The sequence below is a fragment of the Paenibacillus sp. sgz302115 genome, from assembly GCF_056120445.1.
On sequence record NZ_JBVYOK010000003.1, the window covers coordinates 1 to 13,048 of the forward strand.

Annotated in this window: 14 protein-coding genes; 6 read left to right on the forward strand and 8 right to left on the reverse strand. The window is 54.5% G+C overall.

Features of this window, described 5'->3' with window-relative positions; all coding sequences use genetic code 11:
- Positions 1-428: 428 nt before the first annotated feature.
- Genes recQ through AC0LWN_RS08265 form a run of 4 tightly spaced genes read left to right on the forward strand, consistent with a single transcriptional unit; the run spans position 429 to position 5,385 of the window.
- Entirely contained in the window at positions 429-2,264 is a 1,836-nt protein-coding gene (gene recQ, locus AC0LWN_RS08250; RefSeq protein WP_474664165.1) for a DNA helicase RecQ, read from the forward strand.
- Positions 2,265-2,279: 15 nt separating this feature from the next.
- Entirely contained in the window at positions 2,280-4,241 is a 1,962-nt protein-coding gene (locus tag AC0LWN_RS08255; protein WP_474664167.1) for a B12-binding domain-containing radical SAM protein, read from the forward strand.
- A gap of 38 nt (positions 4,242-4,279) precedes the next feature.
- Positions 4,280-4,795 (forward strand): GNAT family N-acetyltransferase, encoded by a 516-nt coding sequence (locus tag AC0LWN_RS08260; protein ID WP_474664169.1) that lies wholly within the window; start codon positions 4,280-4,282, stop codon positions 4,793-4,795.
- Positions 4,792-5,385, forward strand: a complete 594-nt coding sequence (locus AC0LWN_RS08265) for a nucleotidyltransferase family protein (RefSeq protein WP_474664171.1) — start codon at positions 4,792-4,794, stop codon at positions 5,383-5,385. The genes AC0LWN_RS08260 and AC0LWN_RS08265 overlap by 4 nt, the downstream gene beginning before the upstream one ends.
- A 137-nt stretch (positions 5,386-5,522) precedes the next feature.
- Here the strand turns inward: AC0LWN_RS08265 and AC0LWN_RS08270 are convergent, their stop codons facing one another.
- The 6 genes from AC0LWN_RS08270 to mnmL form a co-directional block, all read right to left on the reverse strand.
- The gene (locus tag AC0LWN_RS08270; RefSeq protein WP_474664173.1) at positions 5,523-5,669 is read right to left on the reverse strand and encodes a putative holin-like toxin; all 147 of its coding nucleotides are present in this window, start codon (positions 5,667-5,669) and stop codon (positions 5,523-5,525) included.
- 104 nt (positions 5,670-5,773) lie between these two features.
- On the reverse strand, positions 5,774-6,736 hold the full coding sequence (locus AC0LWN_RS08275; RefSeq protein WP_474664175.1) for an alpha/beta fold hydrolase: 963 nt from the start codon (positions 6,734-6,736) through the stop codon (positions 5,774-5,776).
- A gap of 172 nt (positions 6,737-6,908) precedes the next feature.
- Positions 6,909-7,877 (reverse strand): type I phosphomannose isomerase catalytic subunit, encoded by a 969-nt coding sequence (locus AC0LWN_RS08280; protein ID WP_474664986.1) that lies wholly within the window; start codon positions 7,875-7,877, stop codon positions 6,909-6,911.
- A 44-nt stretch (positions 7,878-7,921) separates the two neighbouring features.
- Positions 7,922-8,314: a VOC family protein gene (locus AC0LWN_RS08285; protein ID WP_474664177.1), complete on the reverse strand. Its 393-nt coding sequence runs from the start codon at positions 8,312-8,314 to the stop codon at positions 7,922-7,924.
- Positions 8,314-8,919 (reverse strand): tRNA 5-(aminomethyl)-2-thiouridylate-methyltransferase MnmM, encoded by a 606-nt coding sequence (mnmM, locus tag AC0LWN_RS08290; RefSeq protein ID WP_474664179.1) that lies wholly within the window; start codon positions 8,917-8,919, stop codon positions 8,314-8,316. Before mnmM ends, AC0LWN_RS08285 begins: the two co-directional genes overlap by 1 nt.
- Positions 8,919-9,875, reverse strand: coding sequence for a tRNA modification radical SAM protein MnmL/YtqA (gene mnmL / locus AC0LWN_RS08295; protein ID WP_474664181.1), 957 nt, complete (start codon positions 9,873-9,875; stop codon positions 8,919-8,921). Before mnmL ends, mnmM begins: the two co-directional genes overlap by 1 nt.
- 237 nt (positions 9,876-10,112) lie before the next feature.
- Between mnmL and AC0LWN_RS08300 the strand changes: the two genes are divergently transcribed.
- Both AC0LWN_RS08300 and trmB read left to right on the forward strand, forming a co-directional pair.
- Positions 10,113-10,298 carry a hypothetical protein gene (locus tag AC0LWN_RS08300; RefSeq protein ID WP_458964429.1) on the forward strand — a complete coding sequence of 62 codons (186 nt, stop codon included), beginning with the start codon at positions 10,113-10,115 and terminating at the stop codon, positions 10,296-10,298.
- Between the two features lie 208 nt (positions 10,299-10,506).
- Positions 10,507-11,223, forward strand: a complete 717-nt coding sequence (trmB, locus tag AC0LWN_RS08305) for a tRNA (guanosine(46)-N7)-methyltransferase TrmB (protein WP_474664183.1) — start codon at positions 10,507-10,509, stop codon at positions 11,221-11,223.
- Between the two features lie 55 nt (positions 11,224-11,278).
- Here trmB and AC0LWN_RS08310 read toward each other — a convergent pair whose 3' ends face one another.
- Positions 11,279-12,403 (reverse strand): MGDG synthase family glycosyltransferase, encoded by a 1,125-nt coding sequence (locus AC0LWN_RS08310; RefSeq protein ID WP_474664185.1) that lies wholly within the window; start codon positions 12,401-12,403, stop codon positions 11,279-11,281.
- Between the two features lie 64 nt (positions 12,404-12,467).
- Positions 12,468-12,995, reverse strand: coding sequence for a phosphatase PAP2 family protein (locus tag AC0LWN_RS08315; protein WP_458964426.1), 528 nt, complete (start codon positions 12,993-12,995; stop codon positions 12,468-12,470).
- Positions 12,996-13,048 lie beyond the last annotated feature (53 nt).

Genomic DNA, 13,048 nt, shown 5'->3' on the forward strand with positions numbered 1-13,048 from the left:
AAGGAGGCCCATGTTCTCCGTTTGTATATGAGTACCTGTGAAATTCATCTCATTGGACGCCGTTTGGATTTCCATTTAGCTTTTGCAGCTTAGAAATGGACTTTCTCAACAGTCTGAATTTCTCCACTTCATTCCGCTGAGCGACCTCCCCCCGGATAGTTAGCGGGAAAAACTCCACTTATTTCCTTCTAAAATCACTGAATGGATGGAAATGGAGAGAATTAAGTCTACTTTTTCCATCTAATCACCAAAAAATCGGTGAAACTCGAAAATTAGGTTTCCTTTTTCCACTTCATCCAATCTCGCAGTTCATTTCGTAAGCGATTGCCCTGATTACGGGGGCACAGGAGATCACCATAAAGTGTTGCTTCGGGCGGCGGTTTTTATGTAAGCTAAAGATAGAAAGTTTTTAAGGAGTTATGATAGAGATGAAGATGCAAGCACCTACTATGGAGCAGGCGCAGGCTGAGCTGCAAAAATATTACGGTTATCCCGACTTCCGGGAAGGCCAGAAGAAAATAGTCATGAATCTGCTGGAAGGCCGCGATACGCTGGGCATCATGCCGACCGGAGGCGGAAAATCCATCTGCTATCAGGTTCCGGCTCTCTTGCTGCCGGGGCTTACGCTGGTCATTTCACCGCTGATTTCCCTGATGAAGGACCAGGTGGATGCGCTGACTACGGCTGGGATTTCGGCCGCCTATATCAATAGCACATTAAGCGGTAAGGAAGTCAATGAGCGGATTCGGGCTGCGCGGCGGGGCGAGCTGAAGCTGCTGTATGTGGCGCCGGAGCGGCTGGAGCTGGACTGGTTCCGCCTGGAAATGGCGGGGTTGTCCATCTCCTGCGTCGCTGTGGATGAAGCGCACTGCGTCTCCCAGTGGGGACATGATTTCCGCACCAGCTATCTGGCGGTATCACCTTTTGTGGAGGAGCTGCCGGAGCGGCCGATACTCGCCGCCTTTACCGCAACGGCTACGCCGGAGGTTACGGAGGATATGGTCCGGCTGCTGCGGCTGCGCCAGCCCGGTGTCTTTGTGACCGGCCTTGGCCGGGATAATCTGGCCATGTCGGTGCTGCGCGGCGAGAACAAACGCGAGTTCGTCATGGACTATACGGCACAGCACTCTCATGAGCCGGGGATTGTCTATGCCGCCACCCGCAAGGATGTCGATGATCTGTACAGCCGTCTGCAGGCTGCGGGAATCGCCGCCGGCCGTTATCATGCGGGGATGAATGACCAGGAGCGGGCGGAGAGCCAGGAAGGCTTCCTCTATGACGATATCCGCGTAATGGTAGCGACAAACGCCTTCGGGATGGGGATCGACAAGTCGAACGTGCGGTATGTCATCCACTACAATATGCCGAAAAATATGGAGGCTTACGTTCAGGAGGCGGGCCGTGCCGGACGCGACGGCGAGCCGAGCCAGTGCATCCTGCTCTTCAGCGCGCAGGACATTATGACGCAGAAGTTCCTGATCGAGCAGAATCCTCAGGATGTAGACCGCAAAGCCAATGATTACCGCAAGCTTCAGCAAATGATAGATTACTGCTATACCACCCGCTGTCTGCGCAGCGCACAGCTTGATTATTTCGGCGAAGAGCATGGAGACAAGCCGTGCGGCATATGCAGCTCCTGTACTGATGAACGCGAGCTGGTGGATATGACGGTGGATGCCCAGAAGATCTTCTCCTGTATACACCGCATGCGTGAACGCTATGGCGTAGCGCTGGTATCCTCGGTGCTGAAAGGCTCGCGCAACCAGAAGGTGCTGCAGTACGGCTTCGAGAAGCTGCCCACGCATGGGGCGATGTCCACCCGCACGGAGAAGGAGATCACCGAGAGCATCAATGTGCTGATCTCGGAGGGGTATCTGGCCTTGTCGGAAGGCCAGTATCCCGTGGTGCGGCTCCAGCCGCTGGCAGCCGAGGTGCTGCGCGGCCAGCGCCAGGTGCTGCAGCGCGTGTCGCGCCAGCGCAGCACCGGAGGCGGCTACAGCGGGCGGGACCGCAGCCGCGCGCGCGACCTGTCACCGTCGGCGGTCAACGAGACGGTGTTCGAGCAGCTGCGCCTGATCCGCCGCGAGCTGGCGGGGCGCGAGCATGTGCCGTCCTATATTATTTTCAATGATGCCACGCTGCGCGAGATGAGTGTGGTTTGCCCGCAGACTGAAGCGGAAATGCTGAGAGTCAAAGGGGTAGGCGAATTGAAATACAAGAAATACGGCAAGGAATTTTTGGAGTTTTTTCAAAATGAAATGTAAAGAAGGTTAGTAGGCATGAAGATCATCCTGGCCACCTTAAATGCCAAATATATTCACACCTCGCTGGCGATCCGTCTCTTGAAGGCGTACAGTGAGCACGAGTTTCAGGACATTCATTTGGCAGAATACACCATCAAAGATCCCGTGATGAATATCGTGTCCGACCTGTTCCAGAAGAAACCGGATGTGATCGGCTTTTCCTGCTATATATGGAACATTGAAGAGACCGTCAAGCTGGTCGGGATACTCAAGCAGGTGATGCCTGAGGTTACGATTGTGCTCGGCGGACCGGAAGTATCCTATGAGCCGCTTTATTGGATGAAACGGGAGGCGGGCATTGATTTTGTAGTGAATGGCGACGGGGAAGAGACCTTTCACCATTTGCTGCAGGAGCTGCGGGATGAGCGCAAGTTCCATTTCGTCTACGGGGCTGCTTACCGTAAGGGCGAGGAACTGATTGTCAATCCTCCGCGCCCCAAAAGCGATCTGAACACGCTGCCCACGCCGCACCGTTTCCCGGAGGACCTGCCGGATCTCGGCAAGCGGATCGTGTATTTCGAGACCAGCCGGGGCTGCCCGTTCAACTGCCAGTTCTGCCTGTCCAGCATCGAGGTAGGCGTGCGTTATTATGATATTGAGCGGGTGAAGTCCGATCTGCTCTATCTCATTGAGAATGGCGCCAAGGTAATTAAATTTCTTGACCGTACCTTCAACATCAACCGTAATTACGCGATGGAGATGTTCCAGTTCCTGATCGACAACCATCAGGGCTGTATATTCCAGTTCGAGATTACGGCGGATATTATGCGCCCCGAGGTGCTTGATTTTCTGGCTGAGAACGCGCCTCCGGGCATCTTCCGCTTCGAGATTGGCGTACAATCGACCAATGATGAGACGAACGAGCTGGTCAAACGCCGCCAGAATTTCACCAAGCTGTCACGTACCGTTATGAAAATCAAAGCCAGCGGCAACATCGACCAGCATCTCGATCTGATTGCCGGACTGCCGCAGGAGGATTACACGACCTTCCGTAAAACCTTCAACGATGTGTTTGCGATGGAGCCGGAAGAGCTGCAGCTCGGCTTTCTCAAAATGCTGCGTGGCACCGGTCTGCGTGCCCAGGCGGCCAAATATGACTACACGTATATGGAGCACGCTCCCTACGAGATTTTGAGCAGCCATGTCATGCCGTTCTCCGACATTATCCGCCTCAAGCGGCTGGAGGATGTGCTGGAGAAATACTGGAACAGCCACCGGCTGGATCATTCGGTGAAATATCTCATCCGCCATGTGTTCAAATCGCCGTTCGATTTCTTTCAGGAATTCGGTGATTACTGGGAAGAGCAGGGCTGGCAGAAGATTGGCCATCAGCTCGAGGACCTGTTCACCCGGCTGCATGCCTTCCTTACGGACCGCGGAACGGATTCCATGGATATCGTCACCGGACTGATGAAGCTGGATTATTTCCTGGGCCACAAGTACAAGCCGCGCAAGATCTGGTGGGATATTACGCTGGACAAGTCTGACTGGGCCAAATATATGAAGGAGATCACCGACCACCCTGAGCGCCTCTCAGCCAAGCTGGCGGAGGCTGGGTTCAGCGAGCGGGAGCTGCAAAAGTTCACCGTGCTTGAGGTGCTGCCGTTCCAGCTAGAGCCGGTGCTGGAGTCCATCAGCGGACTGCGCTTTGATCCGGCTGCTGTGGAGGCTGAAGCGGCCTTAAGTGCTGCGGCGGTTGCTTCAGCCGATACGGATCACACTGCCGATGCTGCAGCCGGAAATGCCGGCGGCAGGGGAGAGCGGCTTAGTGTACCGGTCAGCCGGGAATTGCATGCGGCAGTTGCCGGCACGGTTGCGGACAGTGCCTCCACGGCGCTGGCCGAAGCTCAGCCGGCAGCGGGCGGAAGCACACTGCTGGTCGTAATGTACCAGCAGGATGAGAGCCAGCGGGCGCAGTATTACACGTTGCCTTTATAGACAGGCCGCTTCATGCGGGCAGAGAAGAGGGATACAGGATGAATGCAAATGAACCGGTCTCATTGTGTTTGTATGAGGAAAAGTACAAAGAGGACCTGCTTGCCTTTGAGCTTCCCCCGGAGCAGGAGCAATTTACCGGACTACCGGCAGAGACTCTGACTGAAGCTTTAACCAATCCCGGCAAAACTGCGGTTGTCATTGTAAAGGGAGAACGGGCGGTAGGTTTTTTTATTCTGCACCGCGGTGAGGAGATTGCAGACTTCTATAGTGATTATTCCGGGGCGGTACTGCTGCGTGCGTTTCTGATCAACTATGCCTGCCAGGGCCAAGGGATCGCCAAAGCCGCTATGGCGCTGCTGCCGGGCTTCCTGCGGACTCATTTTCCTGCTATGCAGGAGATCGTTCTTGCAGTTAATGAAAGAAATACCTCTGCCGGGAACCTCTATTCCCGGGCTGGGTTTCTCGATAAAGGGCTTCGCCGCAGCGGGCGCAAGGGTACGCAGAAGGTGCTGCAGTATGCTTTAGGCGAAGCTTTTGTGGAGACTGGTCTATGACACGCAATGAGGAAGCCCTGCGGGAGCGGCTGATCGGGATCTTTAACGGCAGCCCGCTGCTGCTGGACGTATTCACACGGGCGCAGGGGCTAGGAAACTACCCATATTATGTTGGGGCGGGTTTCCTGGTGCAGACGGTATGGAACCATCTTACGGGCCGCGCGCCGGAGCATGGAATCAGCGACATAGACATCGTCTATTATGACGCAGATGATTTGAGCTATGCGGCAGAGGATGCGATGATTGCTAAGGGCCGGGAGCTTTTTAGCGGGCTAACGATTCCGGTGGACCTGAAAAATCAGGCCCGGGTGCATCTGTGGTACGGAGATAAGTTCGGCATAGAGCTTCAGCCTTATGTATCGCTAGAGGCGGCAATTGACAGTTGGCCAACTACAGTGACTTCGCTTGGAGCCAGACTTGCTGCGGATGGCGAATGGCGGATTTATGCTCCCTTTGGCCTGCAGGATTTGTTTACTCTGACCCTGAGGCCCAACAAGGTGCTGATTAACGAGGAGATTTACATTACTAAGACGCAGAAATGGCTAAGCAAATGGCCGGAGCTGACAGTTGTTCCTTGGATGGATATGTAATAAAATGGATTATGCCACAATAAAATAAAAAAAGGGGCTGTGTTGCAGCACAGCCCCTGCGTACAACCACTGCTGTAGAGCAGCGGGTCGTCCCATCCAGTGTTGTTGGAGTAGACCGTTACCTTTGCCGGGGCGGTCTATTTCTTTTTAATATAGCCCAGCAGTGCAAGTATGAACATTCCGAACACGAACATTAGTGAAAGAGCATCTTTTACCTCCATTACCGTCACCTCCTCCAAGGGAGAGACCGGCAGCTCACGAGCAGTGCTGTACAAGGAAATCATAACATATTAATTCTGTTAAAAAATGGAGCATTAGTAGATTTCTATCGGAAAAATACAAAGACAGGCATCCGCCAAATTCCGGAGTGCCTGTCTTTGCGTTTGTTCTAATGAGCGGTGGGCTGAAGCAGCAGTGATTCGGCGGGAAGATGGCGGACGAGCCAATCCAGCACATCGGCGGTAACCTGATCGCGGTTCACCTCATTAAGCATTTCATGTCTGCCCTCCGGGTACAGCCTGTATTCCACATCCGCAATCCCCCGCTCCCGGTAGATTTCGGCCAGACGCAGAACGCCTTGACCGTTCATTCCAACAGGGTCTTTTGCGCCCGCGAACAAGTATACGGGCTTATCAGTGCATAATGTCAGCAGCGTTTCGCCGGAATGGATATCCCGCAGCAGCCGGAAAAAATCGCGGAAGAAGCGGGTGGTGCAGATCGCTCCGCAAAAAGGATCAGCAATGAAGCGGTCCACCTCCTCCGGGTCACTGCTGAGCCAGTCAAAGGCTGTTCTTATTGGAGAGAAGGAACGGTTATAAGGGCCGAATACAATACCGTTCAGCAGGACACTGCGATGGCGTACGCCCTGCAGCTTGTATTGCATCCCTGCCAGCGTTTCTGCCAGTCCCAGCAGGCTGCGCGGTCCATTGGTGCCGCTGAGAATAAAGCCGGCGTACTCTTCATGGCCTTCCTCGCACATCAGCTTCTGAGCCAGAAAAGAGCCCATGCTGTGGGCAAGAAGGAAAATCGGCAGGCCCTCATGCCGGGAACGGGCAATGCCGCCGAGCTGGAGCAGATTGCGCCGCATCCAGTAGAAGCCGTCCTCGCCGGTGTCCCCCAGCAAATCTACCCTGCCTGCCGTTTGGCCGTGGCCCCGGTGGTCATTGGCGTATACAGCATAACCCGCGCCGGTAAGCGCCGCCGCAAAACGGGCATAGCGGGCAGCCGTCTCGCACATGCCATGGGCAATCTGGACAATTCCCCGGACCGTAGCCTCCGGCTCCGGCAGCCATTCATAGACATGAATCGGGACCCCGAGGGGATCGGTCATCTTAAAGCTGTTTTCCCTCATACCGTTCCTCCTAAAAGTTTTGTAAGGAATACTTCTTGGAGATACTGCGACAAAACTTACTTCGAAAGCATATGCTTAGTTTTGTAAGGAATACTTCTTGGAGACACTGCGACAAAACTTGCTTCGGAAGCATACGCGCTACCTATTAATTCTATGCCTGCCCCGGCCTGGCTTATGGCAAATACGAGCGGAGTACAGTGGAATGCCCTTCGATTCCGTAGGCTCCCAGGGTGGACGGAAGCAGGTAGCATTCTCCGGCGGAATAAGGCTGGGAGCCGCCATCCCAGGTCAGATGCCCGCTGCCTTCGCAGACCACGAGAATCGTGAAGCTGTCCGGAGTGGTGGACAGGCTCCATTCCCCGTTCACAACGCCTTTTTCGACAATAAAATAAGGGGAAGCGGCAATCTGCAGCCACTCACCAGCCACAGCGCTATCGGTTTTCATGGAAGTGGCGCCTGCGCCTTCATAGGCGGTTACGTTCAGCGAATCCTCGATATGAAGCTCACGCGGCTTGCCATCCAGACCCGGGCGGTCGTAGTCGTAAATGCGGTATGTAGTGTCGGAGTTCTGCTGAATTTCCGCTACAACCACTCCGGCGCAGAGTGCGTGCACAGTTCCGGCAGGGATATAGAAGGCGTCGCCTGCGGAGACCGTAATTTCCTGCATGGTGTCCATAACCGTTCCGTTATCCAGCGCTTCACGCAGGCTTTCGCGGGTTACACCGTCTTTGAGACCGTAGATGATTTTGGCGCCTGGCTTGGCGTCCAGCACATACCACATCTCTGTTTTGCCCAGTTCGCCCTTTGGCAATCCTTCGTAATCATCGGTAGGGTGCACCTGCACGGACAGGTTGTCATTGCAGTCCAGCAGCTTAATCAGCAGCGGGAATCTTCCGCCGTCCTTGGGGCTGCCCTTGCTGCCGAACCATTCTTGCCCGAATTGCTCGCGGATCTGATCCAGTCCTTGTCCGGCCAGCTCGCCGTTCAGCACCGAAGAGGTGCCGTTCGGATGATCGGCGATCATCCAGCCTTCCCCAATATGCCCTTCTGGCAGCTCCAGACCGAACTTCTCCAAAGCCCGGCCTCCCCAGACACGTTCTTTGAACTCCGGTTGAAATTTTAATGGATATGGCTTAGTCATCATTGCATCTTCCTTCCCGAATATAAAATAATTTGTCGCTCAGTTTACTTGCTGCGTGCCGGTTCGAAGAATTCCAGCTTTTCTCCGTCCGGACCGTCAAAAAAGAAATAGCGGCTGCCGTTTGCCACCGTGGAGACAGCAGTTAGACCTTGAAGGCCAAGCCCGGCAATCCGTCTGTGCTCTTCCTCAATGCCTTCCACCGTGAAGGCTACATGACTGACTTTTCCCTCCTGGGGCAGCCCCTCGGACACTCCTTCAACCAGCTCGATCTCAACACTGGTCTGACCGGGGAAGCTGAGGAAGGCCAGGCGCAGAGCGTCACCGGGCTTGCCCACAATATCCTGCAGCGTGAGGCCGATGACTTCCTGGTAAAAGCTCAGTGAACGCTCCAGCTTGTCCACCTTAATGCCAATGTGCTCCACTTTGCTTACTGTCATTAATGGTCAGCTCCTTTTTTCTTCTCCACTGCGATTACATAAGGGGCAGTGTCCCGCTGAAGCTGGCGGTACACAATGCTCTGGGCCTTCCCGGACGGCAGCTCCGCCGCCCAGGCCGTGACGGCGGCGGCTTCGCGGTCCCCGCCATCATGGCCGGGATAGAGCACCGCCGTGATGATGCCGCCGGGGCGCAGCAGCGCAAGCGCCGCCTCCAGCGCGGCCAGCGTGCTCTCCGGCTCGGTGATGATGGTCTTGTCGGCATCGCCCGCAGGCAGATAGCCGAGATTGAACATCACCGCCGAGACCGTTCCGCGCCAGTCCTGCGGAACGGCTTCCGCCATTGCTGCATGGCTGCGCTGCAGCAGCGTCACGGGAGACAGCGCCGCAGGCGCCTCCTCCCGGGCCAGCCGCAGGCGCTCTTCGGCAAGACTCAGCGCCGCAGGCTGAATGTCAAAGCCGTACACCCCGCCGCGCGGCCCGGCCGCCTTGGCGAGGAACAATGTGTCCGCACCGGTGCCCACGGTGGCGTCAATGGCGCGGCCGCCTTGCTGCAGGCGCTCGGCGGTCAATTTATGGGCAAAGCTAAGGACCGACATGAAGCCCATTAGCTTTTCCTCCAATATTTACCCTGCCAGGTGTCCCGGTTAACCAGCTCATTGTCGATAGCGTTCAGCACTTCCCATTTCTTGAGGCTCCACATCGGTCCGACCAGCAGGTCGCGCGGCGCATCGCCGGTCAGCCGGTGCACAATCATCTCCGGCGGCAGAATTTCCAGCGAGTCGGCAATCAGCTTCACATACTCGTCCTGCTCCAAAAAACGCAGCAGTCCGGCATCGTACTGCTTAACCATTGGCGTTTTGCGCATCAGGTGCAGCAGGTGGATTTTGATGCCCTGCACATCCATATTGGCTACAGCGGATACCGTCTCCAGCATCATTTCATGTGTTTCCTGCGGCAGCCCGTGAATAATGTGGGTGCAGACCCGGATGCCGTGACGCCGCAGCTTCTGGACAGCGTCGATATAACACGCCGTATCATGAGCACGGTTGATCAGCTCCGAAGTGGATTCGTGTATGGTCTGCAGGCCCATCTCCACCCAGAGATACGTACACTGGTTCAGCTCTGCGAGATATTCGACCACATCATCCGGCAGACAGTCGGGGCGGGTAGCGATAGACAGGCCGACGACACCCGGCTGCTCCAGAATTACCTCATAATATTCCCTTAGCTCCTCAACCGGAGCGTACGTATTGGTGTAGGCCTGGAAATAACCGATGTACTTCGCGTTCGGCCATTTCAGATGCTGTCTGTCGCGCACATTAGCAAACTGTGTGACCAGATCGTCACGGCGGCTGCCGGCGAAATCGCCGGAGCCTCTGGCGCTGCAGAAGGTGCAGCCTCCTTTGGCGATGGAACCGTCCCGGTTCGGGCAGGTGAAGCCTGCGTCCAGCATCACTTTGAACACCTTAGTGTCCATCTGCTCACGCATTTCGTAGTTCCAGGTATGAAAACGTTTATCCCCCCACAGCAGCGGGGAGGAGGTCTGTAGAAGGTTAGACATGGACTGCTCCTTTCTATTTAACCTTTCCATTGTATCAAAGATCGGCGGCGAACGTAACATTTCCACCCGGATTTTCCACTTGAAAATAGGCTTGAAATAGAGCGGTTTTACCTTGCGAATGCTTACACATTATGTTATATTTGAAGTGTAAAAAAGCCGCAGCAGCAACTATAATCTCTATTTCTTGAATTCATAATTTCATGTCGCAAGGTCAATAATATAACCCAAGAGGTGATCATGATGAATTCTCAAACGGCTTATGCCGAAGGAAAAGGCTCCATTGATGTACAGCTGACTCCCGACGAAGCGCTCGCGCTGACGGGCGTGGAATTTAACGGCAACCATAAGATCAAGACAGAAGCACAGCGCAAGATCAGAAACGCATTCGAGAAGAAATTTGATTTTAACACGCCTTCGCGGTAAGCTACGAACCGCCCTGACAAGTGGACCCCAATTCCAAATACAACAAAGAAGGAATTTTTCGCCGGCTGTTCCCCAGCCGGGCGGAGAATTCCTTTTTCCATGAATATAGAGGTTGTATTCGTATTGAAAATCCTTTACTTTTGCGGACAAGTTCGGCACAATATTGCAAGTGACAGTGTTTGTATCAGAGAAAAGCGGAGGAGTACCTATGCGTTTACGCGGAAGAAAAGGAATACGTGAAAGTCTGGAGGAGCAGACCGACCTGGTCATCCTTGACCCTCGCAGCCTCAAGGGGCAGTGGTCTGAACTTTTTGGCAACAATCATCCGATTCATGTTGAATTTGGAATGGGTAAGGGACAGTTTATCAGCCAAATGAGCTTTAAATATCCCGATATCAATTTTATCGGCGTTGATATGTATGATGAGCTGATCCGCCGTGCGGCGGAGAAGGCGAGAGCGGTCTGGGAGCCGGCAGGGCAGGATACGCCGCCCAACCTGAAGGTTGCGCTGGCCAATATTAACTATGCAGAGGAAGTTTTTGCACCTGGCGAGCTGGAGCGGATCTATCTGAACTTCAGCGATCCGTGGCCCAAGGCCAAGCATGCGCGTAGAAGACTGACTCACCCGCGGTTTCTCGACAAATACCGCGGACTGCTCAGCCCGCTTGGCGAAATTCATCTAAAGACGGATTCCCGCAGCCTGTTTGAATTCTCGCTGAATGCTTTTGCCGACTACGGCCTGCAAATGAAGAACATCTCCCTGGATTTGCACCCGGACGGGATCATGAATGAAGAGCATGTTATGACAGAATACGAGACCAAATTTTTTGGCCGCGGCGTCAACATTCACCGCTGCGAGGCCATTGTCGGTGCACAGGCGCTGGAGCGGTATCAGGCTTCGCGCCTGGATAAATACCGCCTGTAGGCCAAACATAGCAAAAGGCATTCCAAGGGGATAACCTGGATGCCTTTTGATGTTCTTACCAGCTTTGTTCAAGCATATCAATAATGCTCTGGGCGCTCTGCAGCGGATGGAACCGGGCAATTTCCTTGAGATGGCTTTTTCGCTTGGCCTGTACATCGTCATAGTTGTACAGCAGCCGTTCCATCCATTTGTCAATGACGTCCAGTGACGCAATGGGTTCGCCGAGCCCGGCCGCCGTAAAGTACCGGCAGTTCTCTTCTTCCTGGCCGGGCAGCGGATGATGAAAGAGCATGGGGATGCCTTTGGCCAGCCCTTCGCTGCAGGTCATCCCGCCCGGCTTAGTGACGAGGAGATCAGAAATTTCCATCAGCTTGTCGATTTCACGCGTGAAGCCGATCAGGGAAATGTTGGGATGACTGTAGCGCGGGTCCTCCTGCATCTGCCGCATCAGCTTCTCATTTGTGCCAAGGCAAAAAACAATCTGAACCTTCTCCCGCCAGCCGGCAAGAGCTTCGTTCACGACCTCATCGTTCATCATGCCCCAGCCGCCGCCCATGACCATGACAGTCGGCATGTCCTGCAGGCTGAACTGCTGCAGAATTCCCTCCCTGCCGGGATGCTCCCAGAAGCTCGGATGCACCGGCATGCCGGTGACCTGGATTTTGGCTGCAGCAACGCCCCGGCGGCGCAGCTTGGCCTTGACCTCCGGGGCGGAGACCAAATAGCGGTCTACCTCAGGGCTGATCCAGGTGGCGTGGGCATCATAATCGGTTATGACCGTAATGAGCGGCACCTTGAACGCCGGGTACAGCCGTTTGAGACGGGAGACCACGGCGCTCGGAATGAAGTGGGTGCAGATGATAATGTCCGGCTTTAGCTGCTTCACAATATTTTGCGTATGTGTATAAAATAAGCGGTGCAGGGCAAGTGTGGTAAGACGATTAAATGATTTCTGGTGACGGTACACATAACCCATCAGCCGGGGCTGGGAGGTTACCGTCTTGCGGTAAGCCGATACAATAAGCGGTGCCATCTTGGGATTCAGGAAGCTTCCAAGCTCCAGCACCTTCGTTTGTATATGGGGCGATAATTTGCGCAGGCTGCTCGACAGCGCATAAGCTGCTTGCGTATGCCCAGCGCCAAAACCTTCCGACAGCAAGAGTATTCTTTTTTTGCGCAATTTATATTTCACCTGTTTTCGCAATGGTTTTCGCTGGTCCGAATTGTACGTGCAGTGCCGGGCATCAGAACCACAAGGCAATTGTGCCTGCAGCGGCGCCGGTACCGATCACGGCCCCTGCAACAACATCGGACGGATAATGCAGTCCAAGATAGATCCGGGAGAATCCGACGATGCAGGCGAGCGGCAGAAGGATAACGGTCAGGGCAGGGAAGGCTGCCATATAGGGAACCGTAGAGGCAAAGATAGCTGTAGTATGGCCTGAAGGAAAAGAATGATCCTTAAGCGGATTGCGAAATGTATTTGTTCCCGGAAGTGCCAGATACGGCCGCATTCGCGGGTAGAGCTTCTTGGCGATGGCGACAGGAATGTGGCTGACCGTCAAGGAAACAAGAGCCTGAAGTCCCGTCGTTCTCCACGGCTGCGGAGATAGCGCCCAGACCAGCACATTTATGCCGATGGCGCTTGTAGCTCCTCCCAGATGGGTAAGATAGAAGAGCCAGAAGTTCAGAAATGGGTTGTGCAAGCTTCCGTTAATCCACTTGAACAGGCGCCGCTCCAAGAGATGTAATCTCATAAATAAATGTCTCATATCTTGTTCCCTCCGAATAGTACGGCTGAAGATAACAGGCGCGCAGGCTGCAG

What these genes read in the sequence shown, in the direction of transcription:
- AC0LWN_RS08280 (WP_474664986.1), bottom strand. Translation starts at nt 7,877, where the DNA reads ATGACTAAGCCATATCCATTAAAATTTCAACCGGAGTTCAAAGAACGT.
- trmB (WP_474664183.1), top strand. Translation starts at nt 10,507, where the DNA reads ATGCGTTTACGCGGAAGAAAAGGAATACGTGAAAGTCTGGAGGAGCAG.
- AC0LWN_RS08315 (WP_458964426.1), bottom strand. Translation starts at nt 12,995, where the DNA reads ATGAGACATTTATTTATGAGATTACATCTCTTGGAGCGGCGCCTGTTC.
- AC0LWN_RS08255 (WP_474664167.1), top strand. Translation starts at nt 2,280, where the DNA reads ATGAAGATCATCCTGGCCACCTTAAATGCCAAATATATTCACACCTCG.
- mnmL (WP_474664181.1), bottom strand. Translation starts at nt 9,875, where the DNA reads ATGTCTAACCTTCTACAGACCTCCTCCCCGCTGCTGTGGGGGGATAAA.
- recQ (WP_474664165.1), top strand. Translation starts at nt 429, where the DNA reads ATGAAGATGCAAGCACCTACTATGGAGCAGGCGCAGGCTGAGCTGCAA.
- mnmM (WP_474664179.1), bottom strand. Translation starts at nt 8,919, where the DNA reads ATGGGCTTCATGTCGGTCCTTAGCTTTGCCCATAAATTGACCGCCGAG.
- AC0LWN_RS08260 (WP_474664169.1), top strand. Translation starts at nt 4,280, where the DNA reads ATGAATGCAAATGAACCGGTCTCATTGTGTTTGTATGAGGAAAAGTAC.
- AC0LWN_RS08275 (WP_474664175.1), bottom strand. Translation starts at nt 6,736, where the DNA reads ATGAGGGAAAACAGCTTTAAGATGACCGATCCCCTCGGGGTCCCGATT.
- AC0LWN_RS08270 (WP_474664173.1), bottom strand. Translation starts at nt 5,669, where the DNA reads ATGATTTCCTTGTACAGCACTGCTCGTGAGCTGCCGGTCTCTCCCTTG.
- AC0LWN_RS08265 (WP_474664171.1), top strand. Translation starts at nt 4,792, where the DNA reads ATGACACGCAATGAGGAAGCCCTGCGGGAGCGGCTGATCGGGATCTTT.
- AC0LWN_RS08285 (WP_474664177.1), bottom strand. Translation starts at nt 8,314, where the DNA reads ATGACAGTAAGCAAAGTGGAGCACATTGGCATTAAGGTGGACAAGCTG.
- AC0LWN_RS08300 (WP_458964429.1), top strand. Translation starts at nt 10,113, where the DNA reads ATGATGAATTCTCAAACGGCTTATGCCGAAGGAAAAGGCTCCATTGAT.